Annotated in this window: 14 protein-coding genes; all 14 read left to right on the top strand. The window is 61.3% G+C overall.

The window, feature by feature from the left end:
- Positions 1 to 24 precede the first annotated feature (24 nt).
- The 14 genes from G5380_RS00735 to nuoL all read left to right on the top strand — a co-directional run bounded on the left by G5380_RS00735 (position 25) and on the right by nuoL (position 14,374).
- The gene (locus G5380_RS00735) at positions 25 to 1,464 is read left to right on the top strand and encodes a DUF1566 domain-containing protein (RefSeq protein ID WP_421352203.1); all 1,440 of its coding nucleotides are present in this window, start codon (positions 25 to 27) and stop codon (positions 1,462 to 1,464) included.
- A gap of 13 nt (positions 1,465 to 1,477) precedes the next feature.
- The gene (locus tag G5380_RS00730; RefSeq protein WP_371167837.1) at positions 1,478 to 2,047 is read left to right on the top strand and encodes a DUF1566 domain-containing protein; all 570 of its coding nucleotides are present in this window, start codon (positions 1,478 to 1,480) and stop codon (positions 2,045 to 2,047) included.
- Positions 2,048 to 2,088: 41 nt separating this feature from the next.
- Positions 2,089 to 2,325, top strand: coding sequence for a hypothetical protein (locus G5380_RS00725; protein WP_421352202.1), 237 nt, complete (start codon positions 2,089 to 2,091; stop codon positions 2,323 to 2,325).
- A 100-nt stretch (positions 2,326 to 2,425) separates the two neighbouring features.
- Positions 2,426 to 2,830, top strand: a complete 405-nt coding sequence (locus G5380_RS00720; RefSeq protein WP_005344919.1) for an NADH-quinone oxidoreductase subunit A — start codon at positions 2,426 to 2,428, stop codon at positions 2,828 to 2,830.
- A gap of 29 nt (positions 2,831 to 2,859) precedes the next feature.
- Positions 2,860 to 3,534 (top strand): NuoB/complex I 20 kDa subunit family protein, encoded by a 675-nt coding sequence (locus G5380_RS00715; protein ID WP_421352201.1) that lies wholly within the window; start codon positions 2,860 to 2,862, stop codon positions 3,532 to 3,534.
- A gap of 2 nt (positions 3,535 to 3,536) precedes the next feature.
- Positions 3,537 to 5,342, top strand: a complete 1,806-nt coding sequence (nuoC, locus tag G5380_RS00710) for an NADH-quinone oxidoreductase subunit C/D (protein WP_421352200.1) — start codon at positions 3,537 to 3,539, stop codon at positions 5,340 to 5,342.
- Between the two features lie 80 nt (positions 5,343 to 5,422).
- Positions 5,423 to 5,965 carry an NADH-quinone oxidoreductase subunit NuoE gene (nuoE, locus tag G5380_RS00705; protein WP_005337236.1) on the top strand — a complete coding sequence of 181 codons (543 nt, stop codon included), beginning with the start codon at positions 5,423 to 5,425 and terminating at the stop codon, positions 5,963 to 5,965.
- Positions 5,962 to 7,347, top strand: coding sequence for an NADH-quinone oxidoreductase subunit NuoF (gene nuoF / locus G5380_RS00700; protein ID WP_421352199.1), 1,386 nt, complete (start codon positions 5,962 to 5,964; stop codon positions 7,345 to 7,347). The genes nuoE and nuoF overlap by 4 nt, the downstream gene beginning before the upstream one ends.
- Before the next feature lie 41 nt (positions 7,348 to 7,388).
- Positions 7,389 to 10,145: an NADH-quinone oxidoreductase subunit NuoG gene (gene nuoG, locus G5380_RS00695; RefSeq protein ID WP_421352198.1), complete on the top strand. Its 2,757-nt coding sequence runs from the start codon at positions 7,389 to 7,391 to the stop codon at positions 10,143 to 10,145.
- The gene (gene nuoH / locus G5380_RS00690; RefSeq protein WP_005337244.1) at positions 10,142 to 11,110 is read left to right on the top strand and encodes an NADH-quinone oxidoreductase subunit NuoH; all 969 of its coding nucleotides are present in this window, start codon (positions 10,142 to 10,144) and stop codon (positions 11,108 to 11,110) included. Before nuoG ends, nuoH begins: the two co-directional genes overlap by 4 nt.
- 10 nt (positions 11,111 to 11,120) lie before the next feature.
- Entirely contained in the window at positions 11,121 to 11,663 is a 543-nt protein-coding gene (gene nuoI, locus G5380_RS00685; RefSeq protein WP_005337245.1) for an NADH-quinone oxidoreductase subunit NuoI, read from the top strand.
- 10 nt (positions 11,664 to 11,673) lie between these two features.
- Entirely contained in the window at positions 11,674 to 12,225 is a 552-nt protein-coding gene (gene nuoJ, locus G5380_RS00680) for an NADH-quinone oxidoreductase subunit J (RefSeq protein WP_421352197.1), read from the top strand.
- On the top strand, positions 12,222 to 12,530 hold the full coding sequence (nuoK, locus tag G5380_RS00675) for an NADH-quinone oxidoreductase subunit NuoK (protein ID WP_005337247.1): 309 nt from the start codon (positions 12,222 to 12,224) through the stop codon (positions 12,528 to 12,530). Before nuoJ ends, nuoK begins: the two co-directional genes overlap by 4 nt.
- Positions 12,527 to 14,374: an NADH-quinone oxidoreductase subunit L gene (gene nuoL / locus G5380_RS00670; protein WP_421352196.1), complete on the top strand. Its 1,848-nt coding sequence runs from the start codon at positions 12,527 to 12,529 to the stop codon at positions 14,372 to 14,374. The genes nuoK and nuoL overlap by 4 nt, the downstream gene beginning before the upstream one ends.
- The last annotated feature ends 22 nt before the right edge of the window (positions 14,375 to 14,396 follow it).

Genomic DNA, 14,396 nt, shown 5'->3' with positions numbered 1-14,396 from the left:
TGTGACCGAATCAAGGAATGTGAAGTGAAACCATCCGTACTGGTTATTGCAACCCTCTCAGCCCTGCTCAGCGCCTGTGGCGGCGGGGAAGATAACGCACCACTGGCGATCCCGGACTACCGGGTCGATGTCGCCCTGCCAACCGCAGGTACCCTGTGCGCCGATCTGGATCAGAACTGGCAATGTGATCCTACCGACCCTGCCGTCAGCGGCGAAGGAGCGGTGGCCCTGGTCAGCCGTTCGGCCAACATCGTCAACTCGCCCCTGCTGTTCGTACCGAGGAGCGGAGGCCTGCTGCTGGCGCATCCGGCCGCCAAAGGGGATCCACAACGGCTGCAACCAACCCTGCTCAGTACCCTGTGGCAGAGCCGCATTGCCGAAGGGGTGGCCGCCGATCGCGCTCTGTCACTGCTGCTGGCCGATCTCGCCCCGCTGCAACCGGGCAGCGACCGCGCCGCCCTCGCGGGCCTCGGCCAGTTTGATCAGGCGCTGCAGCAGGTGGCGATCAGCTTGCAGCAACAGGCCCGCGCACGACTTGCCAACGCCAAGGAGACCCAGTTGCTCACCACCAGCTATCGCGCCATCAGCCTGATGCTGGCGCAATTGGCTCAGGAGTGGCAACGCAACGGCCAGTTTGCTGAAGAGACCCAAAGAGAGCTGCTGGCCCTGCTGGTGCAGCAGCAGCCACGCAACCTGCTGACCGTCACCGGCGTCACCACCTTTAGCGATGGCAACGACCCGCTGCTGGAACAGGAACCCGCCGACTATCCGGGACAAGATGCCAGCTGGAATCGCACTCGTCCCCAACTTGCCTATCGCAAGCTCGATGATCGCGGTCAGGTGCTCCCCGACAACGCGCCGAGCTGGCAGTGCGTCAAGGATCTCAATACCGGTCTGGTGTGGGAGGTCAAATCGGATGATCCCTTGAGTCCTGACTGGAAAAGCAGACCCTTTGCCTATGAGGATGAGCAGTTCAAGGCGACCGCAGGCGAGCAGCAAGAGGCCTACCAGCATATTCATAAGAGGATCGAACAGCTCACCGCCGAAGGAGATCTGGCGGCCCTCGCCCGGGCACAGGCGCTGACCACCATGCTGACCACCCGCGCGTATCAGCAGTGGCTCAATGGCGAGCAGCGCTGCGGCATCAGCCAGTGGCGGCTGCCCACCATGGGTGAGCTGATGTCACTGATGCACTACGGTAGCCTGGCCAAGGACCCGCTGGGTCAGCGCATCATCGTGGATACCCGTTACTTCCCGGATATCGCCTCCTCGGAAGATGACACCTACCATGGCTACTACTGGAGCGCCACCAGCAACACCGCCCAGCGCTTCTCCGGTGGCCCCATCAGCAAACGCACAGTCCTGCTCTTGGGAGAAGATGCGGGCACCACCTATCCCGCGCGAGTGCAGCAAGATGAATATATCGAGCTGATGCAAGTACGACTGGTCGCTACTCCCCAATAATCCGAGGAATATCATGAGCCTTTATCGCTTTTCGTTCGCCATGATGGTACTGATGGCCCCCCTGGCCCACGGTGCTGCCATTTGTGATGACACCATGGATCGCACCGCCCCCTCTGCCCGTTTTCTTGACCATGGCAACGGCACCGTCACGGATCAACACACCGGCCTCACCTGGATGCGATGCAAACTGGGGCAGACATGGAGTGGCAGCAGTTGCCTGGGTGAACCGACCGTTTACTACTGGCAGCAGGGGCTGCAAGTGGCGGAGCGGATCCGCAGTGACAGCAGCCATGCACTCTATCACTTCGGCGGTATCAGCCAGTGGCGCCTGCCCGACATCAAGGAGCTGGCAACCCTGGTCGAGCATGCCTGCTACCAGCCCTCTCTCAATGAAGCCATTTTCCCGCGCGCCATGGCGGGGGGCGGTAAAGAGGTCAATGAGGGCTATGTCTATCTGATGAGCAGCACGGTGACCTCCGCCAATGGTCAGCGGGCGTATCTGGATATCACCTCGGGAGATATCGGTCTTCGCGCCATTGGCGCCTACCCAGACCAGGTCTTGCTGGTCGCCAATAAACCCTGACCGCCCCACGCTCGACACCGGAACGCTATGACAGGAGAGGCTTGAAAGCCTCTCTTTTTATTGCTCTTGCCGCCCCCTACCTAACCCGCCATCACGCTCTTCTCCCGCCTGTGCCCCCTGCCCGCGATACCGACCTGATCCGGCTTCGCCCGCGGCATTTACCCCTTTCAGGTGATGACGAGGAGCAGCTCTCTGCGCTTTCCAGGCCTTTCTCGCCCGCCATAACCAACAAAAAAGTGCGCTTCTTAACAAAATTTAATTACCGGTTAACCGATTAATAATTAACCCGTAAAAATGACATGTAAATCAGTGCGAAAGTGTCATAATGCGTAACATTATTGTTAAGTCGCTTGATTAATTTGGTTAGGAAAAACCTCTATGTTTGCTGATATTTCTGCTCAACATTGGGCTTTTGCCATTTATGTCATCGGTGCCATCACCATCTGTCTGGTGATGATAGGCCTCGCCGCCCTGCTGGGAGGTCGTGCCTACGGCCGCACCAAGAACAAGCCATTTGAATCTGGTGTCGACTCGGTCGGCAGTGCCCGCCTGCGTTTTTCCGCCAAGTTCTATCTGGTCGCCATGTTCTTCGTCATCTTCGACGTCGAGGCGCTCTACCTGTTTGCCTGGTCTGTCTCCGTGCGGGAGAGCGGCTGGGTCGGCTTTATTGAAGCCACCATTTTCATCGGACTGCTGCTTATCGGCCTGATCTACCTCTGGCGCATCGGCGCACTGGACTGGTCACCGCGCAAACCGCAGCTGAACAACAAAAACAGTGATTGAACCACAGACCCTTTCCTTGAGGTTGCACCATGAAGTACACCCTGACCCGGATTGACCCGGATGCACCAGTTGAGCGCTACCCCCAGGAGCAGCGCCAGACCGTCGATGACCCACTGGCGCAAGAAGCGACGCGCGGCATCATGATGGGCCGTCTCGAGGAGGTGCTGCAAGACACAGTCAACTGGGGCCGCAAAAACTCCCTCTGGCCTTACAACTTCGGTATCTCCTGCTGCTACGTGGAGATGTGTACCGCTTTCACCTCACCCCACGATGTGGCCCGCTTCGGGGCCGAAGTTATCCGAGCCTCTCCCCGTCAGGCCGATTTCATGGTGATTGCCGGAACTCCGTTCATCAAGATGGCCCCCGTCATCCAGCGTCTCTATGAGCAGTTGCTCGAGCCCAAATGGGTGATCTCGATGGGTGCCTGTGCCAACTCGGGTGGTATGTACGACATCTACTCAGTGGTTCAGGGCGTCGACAAGTTCCTGCCGGTCGATGTTTACATCCCGGGTTGCCCGCCCCGTCCCGAAGCCTTTTTGCAAGCCCTGATGCTGCTGCAAGACTCTATCGGCAAAGAGCGCCGCCCCCTCTCCTGGGTAGTGGGCGATCAGGGGATCTACCGTCCCCAGATGCAGGCCGAAAAAGAGCGCAAGCGCGGCGAGCGGATTGATGTGACCAACCTGCGCACGCCGGATGAGATCTGACCATGAAACTGACTCGCGATTTTCCTAGCAATTATGCAATGGCCCAGTGGCAACCCACCGATCATAAGGATGCCAAGGTCATTGGCGAACTGTTCGCCCATTTCGGGGCGCAGCATTTCACCGTGCAGACTACCCGTACCGGCGTGCCTGTCGTCTGGCTTGCCCGGGAGCTGCTGCTCGATGTGATGAGCTTTTTGCGCAAGGTGCCCTCCCCGTTCGTGATGCTCTTCGATCTGAGTGCGACTGACGAACGGCTACGCACCCACCGCGACGGTCTGCCCCAGAGCGACTTCACCGTTTTCTATCACCTCATCTCCATCGACCGTAACGCCGATGTGATGCTGAAGGTGCCGCTTGACGAAAGCGATCTGCACCTGCCGACCGTCACCGGCCACTTCCCCAATGCCAACTGGTATGAACGGGAAGTGTGGGATCTGCTGGGTATCACCTTCGATGGCCACCCCCATCTGACCCGTATCATGATGCCCAAGAGCTGGCAGGGTCACCCGCTGCGCAAGGATTACCCGGCGCGCGCCACCGAATTTGATCCCTTCATGCTCGATGCTGCCAAGCAGGACATGGAGCAGGAGAACCTGCTGTTTAAACCGGAAGAGTGGGGTCTGGCCCGCGGCAACGAGAACGAGGACTACATGTTCTTGAACCTCGGCCCCAACCACCCCTCTGCCCACGGTGCTTTCCGGTTGGTGTTGCAGCTCGATGGCGAAGAGATCCGCAACTGCGTGCCCGACATCGGCTACCACCATCGCGGTGCCGAGAAGATGGGCGAGCGCCAGTCCTGGCACAGCTACATCCCCTATACCGACCGGGTCGAGTATCTGGGCGGGGTGATGAACAACCTCCCCTATGTGCTGGCGGTCGAGAAGCTGGCCGGCATCAAGGTGCCGCAGCGGGTCGACATGATCCGGGTGATGATGGCGGAGCTGTTCCGCATCCAGAGCCACCTCTTGTTCCTCGGGACCTATATCCAGGACGTGGGGGCCATGACCCCGGTCTTCTTCACCTTCACCGATCGGCAGAAGATCTACACCATCATCGAAGCGATCACCGGTGCCCGCATGCATCCGGCCTGGTTCCGTATTGGCGGTGTTGCCCACGACCTGCCGAAGGGATGGCAACGGCTGGTGCAGGACAACCTGCTGAGCTGGCTGCCCAAACGTCTGATGGATTACGAAAAAGCGGCGATGCGCAACAGCATTCTTCGCGGTCGAACCATAGGCGTCTCTGCCTACACCACCGAGCAGGCGTTGTCCTGGGGCACCACGGGGGCCGGATTGCGCGCCACCGGCCTCAACTTCGACATACGCAAGTGGCGCCCCTACTCCGGTTACGATCAGTTCGACTTTGAAGTGCCGGTCGGCAGCAATGGCGATGCCTACGACAGAGCCACCGTGCGGATCGAGGAGATCCGCCAGAGCATGTCGATCATCGAGCAGTGCATGAAGAACATGCCGGAGGGCCCCTTCAAGGCGGATCACCCCCTCACCACCCCGCCGCCCAAAGAGCGCACCCTGCAGCACATCGAGACCCTGATCAACCACTTCCTGCAAGTGTCGTGGGGCCCGGTGATGCCCGCTGCCGAGTCGTTCCAGATGATTGAGGCGACCAAGGGCGTCAACAGTTACTACCTGACCAGCGATGGCTCCACCATGAGCTACCGGACCCGGATCCGCACCCCGAGCTTTGCTCACCTGCAGCAGATCCCCTCGGTGATCAAAGGCAGCATGGTGTCGGACCTCATCGTCTATCTGGGCAGTATCGATTTTGTTATGTCGGATGTGGACCGTTAAGTGATCCGCCCTCCCGGCCATGGCCGGGAATCGGGATCGCCGGACGAGCAGTAAAAGGACAAGCCACCAAAGGTCAAGTCATGAGCCAGCAATGTCAGTGTCACAATAATCAGACCCCACAGGGGCAAGGGGCATGCAGCAGCAAACAGGACGACTTCGTTCTGAGCCAGGCTGAACGCGATGCCATCGAACACGAGAAACACCACTACGAAGATCCCCGCGCCGCCAGCATCGAAGCGCTCAAGATCGTGCAGCAGGCCAGAGGCTGGGTACCCGACGGCGCCATTCACGCCATCGCGGCCGAGCTCGGCATTCCCGCCAGCGACGTGGAGGGGGTCGCCACCTTCTATAGCCAGATCTTCCGCCAGCCAGTAGGGCGTCACATCATCCGCGTCTGCGACAGCATGGTCTGCTACATCAATGGCCATGAAGATCTGCTGGCCGGTCTCAAGGAGGTGATGAACCTCGGCCCCGGTCAAACCACCCCGGATGGCCGCTTCACCCTGCTGCCGGTCTGCTGCCTTGGCAACTGCGACAAGGGGCCAGCCATCATGATCGATGACGATACCTATGGCGGCCTCGATCCGGTGACCTTGCTGAAAACCCTGGAGGCTTACCCATGAGCCTGCCGCAGAACAAAATCCTCGCCTCTCTTGGCACCGCCAACCGCACGGCCCGCACCGCCGAGACCCACCCGCTCACCTGGCGGCTGCGGGATGACGGCCAGCCGGTGTGGCTGGAGGAGTATCAGGCCAAACAGGGGTATGACGCCGCCCGCAAGGCGCTCGGCCAGATGAGCCCGGACGAGATTGTCAGTACCGTCAAGGATGCCGGTCTCAAGGGGCGTGGCGGCGCGGGCTTCCCCACTGGTGTGAAGTGGGGGCTGATGCCCAAAGACGAGAGCATGAACATCCGTTACCTGCTCTGCAACGCCGACGAGATGGAACCCAACACCTGGAAAGATCGCCTGCTGATGGAGCAACTGCCCCATCTGCTGATCGAGGGGATGATCATCAGTGCCCGGGCGCTCAAGGCCTATCGCGGCTACATCTTCCTGCGCGGCGAGTATGTGGATGCTGCCATCCACCTGCGCCGTGCGGTGGAAGAGGCCAAGGCCGCCGGTCTACTGGGCAAGAACATTCTGGGCTCCGGTTTTGACTTCGAGCTGTTCGTCCACACCGGCGCCGGCCGCTACATCTGTGGTGAAGAGACGGCGTTGATCAATTCGCTGGAAGGGCGCCGCGCCAACCCGCGCGCCAAACCCCCCTTCCCCGCCGTCTCCGGCGTCTGGGGCAAACCCACCTGCGTCAACAACGTCGAAACCCTCTGCAACGTGCCCGCCATCATCGGCAACGGGGTCGCCTGGTATCACGGGCTGGCGCTGCCGGGCTCGGAAGATCACGGCACCAAGCTGATGGGCTTCTCTGGCAAGGTGAACAACCCGGGCGTCTGGGAGCTGCCTTTTGGCATCACCGCCCGCGAGCTGTTTGAAAATTACGCCGGCGGCATGAAGAGCGGCTATCGCCTGAAAGCCTGGCAACCGGGCGGCGCGGGCACCGGCTTCCTGCTGCCGGAACACCTCGATGCCCAGATGTATACCGCCGGTATCGGCAAGGTCGGCACCCGGATGGGGACTGGCCTCGCCATGGCGGTGGATGACTCCATCAGCATGGTCTCCCTGCTGCGCAACATGGAGGAGTTCTTCGCCCGCGAATCGTGCGGCTGGTGCACGCCCTGCCGCGACGGCCTGCCCTGGAGCGTCAAGCTGCTGCGGGCACTGGAGCGTGGCGAAGGGCAATCCGGCGATCTGGCGACTCTGGAACAACTCTGCGGTTTCCTTGGCCCGGGCAAGACCTTCTGCGCCCACGCACCGGGCGCCGTCGAGCCGCTGGCCAGCGCCATCAAATATTTCCGCTCCGAATTCGAGGCCGGGATCAAAGGCAACGGTGATAACCGCAAGCCGGTCAAAGGGATCCAGCCCAATCTGCTGGGCGAGCGCTGGTAACGACACCACAGATTTCACAAAACAGGTTTCAGGGAAGTTGTATGGCAACCATTTATGTAGACGGCAAAGAGTACGAGGTAGACGGAGCAGATAACCTGCTGCAAGCCTGTCTGTCGCTGGGTCTGGACGTCCCCTATTTCTGCTGGCATCCGGCGCTGGGTAGCGTTGGCGCCTGCCGCCAGTGTGCTGTCAAACAGTATCAGAATGCCGATGACAAACGCGGTCGTCTGGTCATGTCCTGCATGACCCCGGCCACCGATGGCAGCTACATCGCCATCGAGGATGAAGAGGCTAAAGAATTTCGCAAGAGCGTGGTGGAGTGGCTGATGACCAACCACCCCCACGACTGCCCGGTGTGTGAAGAGGGCGGCGCCTGCCACCTGCAGGACATGACGGTGATGACAGGCCACAACAGCCGTCGCTACCGTTTCACCAAACGCACCCACCAGAATCAGGAGCTGGGCCCCTTCATCGGTCACGAGATGAACCGCTGCATCGCCTGCTACCGCTGCGTCCGTTACTACAAGGATTATGCCGGTGGCGAGGATCTAGGGGTCTACGGTGCCCACGACAACGTCTATTTCGGGCGGGTCGAGGATGGCACCCTGGAGAGCGAATTTTCCGGCAACCTGGTGGAGGTCTGCCCCACCGGCGTCTTCACCGACAAGACCCACTCCGAGCGTTACAACCGCAAGTGGGACATGCAGTTTGCCCCCAGCATCTGCCAGCAATGTTCCGTGGGCTGCAACATCAGCCCAGGTGAGCGTTATGGCGAGCTGCGCCGCATCGAAAACCGCTTCCACGGCAGCGTCAACCACTACTTCCTCTGTGACCGTGGCCGCTTTGGCTATGGCTACGTCAATCTGGCGGACCGCCCGCGCCAACCGCTGCTCAAAGATGGCAACGACCAGCTGACCATCACAGTCGATGGCGCCCTCAACCGCGCCGCCGATGCCCTGCGCACGGCCCGTGGCCTCATCGGCATCGGCTCGCCCCGCGCCTCGCTGGAGAGCAACTTTGCCCTGCGCGAGCTGGTGGGGGCAGACAACTTCTACGCTGGCGTCGAGCAGGCCGAGTGGGCTTGTCAGCTGAAGATGCTGCAGATCCTGCAACAGGGCGGCGTGCCGACCCCAAGCCTGCGGGACATGGAAGAGGCCGACGCCATTCTGCTGCTCGGCGAGGATGTCACTATGAGCGCCGCCCGTATCGCGCTGGCGCTGCGTCAGTCGGTCAAGGGCAAGGCTCGCGAGCTGGCCCGCAAGATGAAGGTCGATCTGTGGCAAGTCGCCGCCGTTCAGACCCTGGGTCAGAACGAGCGCTACCCGCTGCTCATCACCAGTCTCGACACCACCCGTCTTGACGATGTGGCGGCCGACACGCTGCACTCCCCCTATGCCGATCAGGCGCGCCTTGGCTTTGCCCTCGCCAACCTGCTCGACCCGAGTGCACCGGCCGTGGCCGACCTCTGCCCCGAGCTGCAGGCACAAGCAGCTCGCTGGGCCGAGCTGCTCGGCAACGCCAAGAAGCCGCTCATCATTGCAGGCTCCAGTGCCCGCGATGTGGCGCTACTTGAGGCGGCCAGCAACATTGCCCGCGCCCTGAAAGGCCGAGGACTGGAAGCCAGCATCGCGCTGGTTGGCCAGGAGGCCAACTCGCTGGGTTTGGCCATGCTGGGCGCTCAAACCTTGTCAGACAAGCCACTCGAAGCCGCCCTTGCGCGTATCGAGTCAGAAGAGGGGTTGGCGCTGGTCACCCTGGAGAACGATCTCTACCGCCGCGCGCCGCGCAACCGGGTGGATGCTGCGCTGGCACGGCTGCAGCACCTGCTGGTCATCGACCATCAGGCGACCCCGACCGCCAACAAGGCTGATCTGGTGCTGCCAGCGGCCAGTTTTGCCGAAGCCGATGGCACGCTGGTGAACATGGAAGGGCGCGCCCAGCGCTTCTTCCAGGTCTATGCCCCCGCCTTTTACAACGCCGATATTCAGGTGCGTGAAGGGTGGCGCTGGCTGGCGGCGCTGCAAGGGGCGATCGAACGCAAGCCGCTGCGCTGGCAGAACTTCGACCAGGTCAACCATGACTGTGCCACCAGCAATCCGCTGCTGGCTACCATGCTGGAAGCGGCGCCCAACGCAGGCTTGCGGATCCGTGGCATGCGGCTAGCCCGTGAGCCACACCGCTACAGTGGTCGCACCTCCATGCTGGCGGATCAGAACGTCAGCGAGCCGCGGGTAGCGCAAGATCCCGACTCCCCCTTCAACTTCTCCATGGAAGGGTATGCCGGAGCCCGTCAGCCGCTGCCGCAAGTACCGTTCGCCTGGGCACCGGGCTGGAACTCTCCCTCCGCCTGGAACAAGTTCCAGGATGAAGTGGGTGGCAAACTGCGTGCTGGCGATCCGGGTCGCCGTCTGCTGGAAGCAACAGACCCGCAGGCAGAAGGCAAGGAGCTGCTCGGCTGGTTCACCACCATCCCCGCCCCCTTCAAGGCCGCAGAGGCGCTGCAAGTGGTCAATTATGCCCAGCTGTTTGGCGGCGAGGAGCTCTCCGCTCGCAGCCCGTTCATTCAGGCCCGGATGAACGAACCCGAGCTGGTGCTCAATCCCCTTGATGCGCAGCGTCTGGCTCTCCACGGGGGCAGTCAGGTCTCCTTCTCCTGGGGCGGTAGCCACTGGCAACTGCGTCTGCGGCTTAGCGAGCAGCTGAGCGCCGGTCTGGTGGGGCTCCCCCTTGGGGTGAACGGCCTGCCGACGGCCCTGCAACAATCCTCAATCACTAACCTGCAGGAGGTGATCGCATGAGCGAGTCGCTGATCGATCTGTTGCTGGAGGTGGGCAAGGCACTGATCGTGCTGGTGGGGATCGTGGGGGCTGGTGCCTTCATGAGCTTCATCGAGCGCCGTCTGCTGGCCCTGTGGCAGGATCGCTACGGCCCCAACCGGGTGGGGCCGTTTGGTCTGCTCCAGCTGGCCGCCGACATGATCAAGATGTTCTTCAAGGAGGACTGGATCCCGCCGTTCGCTGATCGGCGGATCTTTATCCTGGCCCCCATCATCGCCTTCACTGCCTTTATTCTGGCGTTTGCGGTGGTGCCCATCACCCCCACCTGGGGCGTGGCGGATCTCAATGTGGGGCTGCTCTACATCTTGGCCATCGCGGGGTTGGCGGTCTATGCGGTGCTGTTCGCCGGCTGGTCGAGCAACAACAAATACTCATTGCTCGGCAGCTTGCGCGCCTCGGCCCAGACCCTCTCCTACGAGGTATTCCTGGGCTTGTCGCTGATGGGCATCGTCATCCAGACCGGCAGCTTCAACCTACGGGATATCGTCGAGGCACAGGCAGACTTGTGGAACGTGGTGCCCCAGATCCTGGGCTTTGTCACCTTCTTGTTTGCCGGTGTCGCCGTCACCCACCGTCACCCGTTCGATCAACCAGAAGCCGAGCAGGAGCTCGCCGACGGCTATCACATCGAGTATGCGGGGATGAAGTGGGGTCTCTTCTTCGTGGGCGAATATATCGGCATCGTGCTGATCTCCTCGCTCATCGTGACCCTCTTCTTCGGTGGCTGGCACGGCCCTTGGCTGCCCCCCTTCATCTGGTTTGCCCTGAAGACCGCCTGTTTCATGGTGTTCTTCATCCTGCTGCGGGCCTCCCTGCCTCGCCCGCGCTTTGACCAGGTGATGTCGTTTGGCTGGAAAGTCTGCTTGCCGCTGACCCTGATCAATATGCTGGTCACCGCGGCAGTTGTACTGATAAGTACGCAGTGAGGCACTCAATATGAAAATTGTTAGCATTATTCAGGGTGTCGGCACCCAGTTACGCAGTCTGGCCATGGTCTTCTCCCATGCCTGGCGGCCCCGTGAAACCCTCAACTATCCGGAGCAGGCAGTCTATGCGGCCCCCCGCTACCGCGGTCGCATCGTGCTGACCCGCGACCCCGACGGGGACGAGCGCTGCGTGGCCTGCAACCTCTGCGCAGTTGCCTGCCCGGTCGGCTGCATCTCACTGCAAAAATCCGAGCGGGAAGATGGTCGCTGGTATCCGGAGTTCTTTCGCATCAACTTCTCTCGCTGCATCTTCTGCGGCCTGTGTGAAGAGGCTTGCCCCACCACCGCCATCCAGCTGACACCGGATTTCGAGATGGGTGAGTATCGCCGCCAGGATCTGGTGTACGAGAAGGAGGATCTGCTGATCAGCGGGCCCGGCAAATACCCGGACTACAACTTCTATCGCATGAGCGGGATGGCCATCGACGGCAAGCCGAAAGGGGATGCCGAAAACGAAGCCAAGCCCATCGATGTCAAGAGCCTGCTGCCCTGAGGAGTCAATCATGGAACTGGCATTTTATGCCTCGGCCCTGGTGGCCATTTACAGCACGCTGCGGGTGATCAGCACCAGCAATCCCATGCATGCGCTGCTCAATCTCATCATCTCCCTCATCGCCGTGGCCATGATCTTCTTCTGCCTGGGTGCCGCCTTTGCGGGGGCCCTGCAGGTGATCGTCTACGCCGGCGCCATCATGGTGCTGTTCGTGTTCGTGGTGATGATGCTGAACCTGGGGAGTGCCCAGGCACAGGAGAAAAAGTGGCTCACCCCCATGACCTGGGGGGGCCCAGCCCTGCTCTCGCTGATCCTGCTGGGCTTCCTGGCCCACGGCATTCTCGGGGTGACCGGGGGCCTGATCGGAGTGACCGAGGTGACCGCCAAGCAGGTGGGTGTCGAGCTCTTTGGCCCCTATGTGCTGGCGGTGGAGCTTGCCTCCATCCTGCTGCTGGCGGGTCTGGTAACCGCCTATCACCTAGGTCGGGAAGAGAAGAGCGGTGAAGTGCTCTCCGTCCCCTGCACAGCATCCCGCTCTGCACAAGAAGGAGGTCAGCAATGAATGGAATCCCCATGGAGCACGGCCTCCTGCTGGCCGCGGTGCTCTTCTGCATCGGCTTGTGCGGTCTGCTGATCCGCCGCAACCTGCTCTACATCCTGATGAGTATCGAGATCATGATGAATGCCTCGGCACTGGCGTTTGTGGTGGCGGGTAGCCGCTGGGCCCAGGCCGATGGCCAGATCATGTATATCCTGGTGATTTCTCTGGCGGCAGCGGAGGCCAGTATCGGCCTTGCCCTGTTACTGCTGCTCTATCGTCGTTACCACACCCTGAACGTGGACACTGTGAGTGAGATGCGCGGATGAGCCTCTTATATCTGACTTTTCTATTTCCGCTGCTGGGATGGCTGGTGTTGGCCTTCTCCCTCGGCCGGTTTGGCGAGCGTACCTCGGCGCTGATCGGGGTAGGCTCCATTGGCCTGTCGGCCCTCACTACCCTGTGGGTGGGCATCGACTTTCTGGGCAACCCGCCCGAGGGGGGCGTCTATGTCCAGCGCCTGTGGCAATGGATGGCGGTGGGCAACTTTACCCCGAGCTTCTCGCTGGCACTGGATGGCCTGTCGCTGACCATGCTGGGGGTGGTGACCGGGGTGGGATTCTTTATCCACCTGTTCGCCTCCTGGTATATGCGCGGGGAAGAGGGTTACTCCCGCTTCTTCACCTACACCAACCTCTTTATCGCCAGCATGCTGTTTCTGGTGCTGGCCGATGACCTGCTGTTTGTCTACCTCGGCTGGGAAGGGGTAGGGCTGTGCAGCTATCTGCTGATCGGCTTCTACTACAAGGATCGCAAGAACGGAGCGGCGGCCCTCAAGGCATTTGTCGTGACCCGGGTGGGTGATGTCTTCCTCGCCATCGGCCTGTTTATCCTCTATCGGGAACTGGGCACCCTCAATATCCACGAGCTGCTGGTGCGCGCACCGACCCTGTTTGCCGAGGGCTCCCCTGCCCTGTCGCTGGCCTGCCTGATGCTCCTAGGCGGCGCGGTCGGCAAATCGGCCCAGCTGCCGCTGCAAACCTGGCTGGCGGATGCGATGGCAGGCCCGACCCCTGTCTCAGCGCTGATCCACGCCGCCACCATGGTGACCGCCGGTGTCTACCTGATTGCCCGTACCCACGGCCTGTTCCTGCTGGCGCCAGAGATCCTCCATCTGGTCGGGCAGGTTGGCGCCATCACGCTAGTGCTGGCAGGCTTTGCCGCGCTGGTTCAGACCGATATCAAGCGGATCCTCGCCTACTCCACCATGAGCCAGATTGGCTACATGTTTCTGGCTCTCGGTGTCGGCGCATGGGAAGGGGCAATCTTCCACCTGATGACCCACGCCTTCTTCAAGGCGCTGCTGTTCCTCTCCGCCGGTGCCGTTATCGTTGCCTGCCACCATGAGCAGAACATCTTCAAGATGGGTGGCCTGCGCAAGAGTTTGCCGCTGGTCTATGCCTGCTTCCTGGTGGGGGGCTCGGCGCTGGCGGCGTTGCCGCTGGTCACTTCCGGTTTCTACAGTAAGGATGCCATCCTGTGGCAAGTAGAAGCCTCTGGCCAAAGCGCGCTGCTGTGGGCAGGTCTGGTAGGGGCATTCCTCACCTCGCTCTACACATTCCGGCTGATCTTTATCGCCTTCCATGGCAAAGAGCAGACCAAAGCCCATGCGGGCCACGGTCTGGCTCACCATCTGCCGCTGCTGGTATTGCTGGTGCTCTCCACTGGCATAGGCGCGCTGATCACCCCGCCACTGGCAGGTGTACTACCCGCAGGCCCGGGGGACCATATCGAAGAGGGTCGCCATGCGCTGGAGATCACCTCCGGCATCATCGCCATTGCTGGCATCGCACTGGCCGCGTTTCTGTTCCTTGGTGAACGTCGTCTGGCCACCTCCATTGCCAACAGCACCCCGGGCCATCTGCTCAGCACCCTCTGGTTCAACGCCTGGGGCTTTGACTGGCTCTATGACCAGCTGTGGGTCAAACCCTATCTGCTGGCGACCCGTCTGGTCGGGCAGGATCCGCTGGACTGGATGATGGGCCTGCCCGCCTGGCTTGCCCTGCGTGGCAACCAGCTGCTGGCCTGGACCGTGACCGGCAAGTTGCGCTGGTATGCCGCCTCCATGGGGATCGGCGCCGTGCTGGTGCTGGCGCTGTTGCTGCTGGGGTAACGCGATGAACAACCGGACAATC

The organism is Aeromonas sp. 604443 (assembly GCF_049170315.1).
In the GTDB taxonomy this organism is placed as follows: domain Bacteria; phylum Pseudomonadota; class Gammaproteobacteria; order Enterobacterales; family Aeromonadaceae; genus Aeromonas; species Aeromonas veronii_A.
The sequence above is the reverse complement of the archived record's forward strand: the minus strand, read 5'-3'. Positions and strand labels throughout refer to the sequence as shown.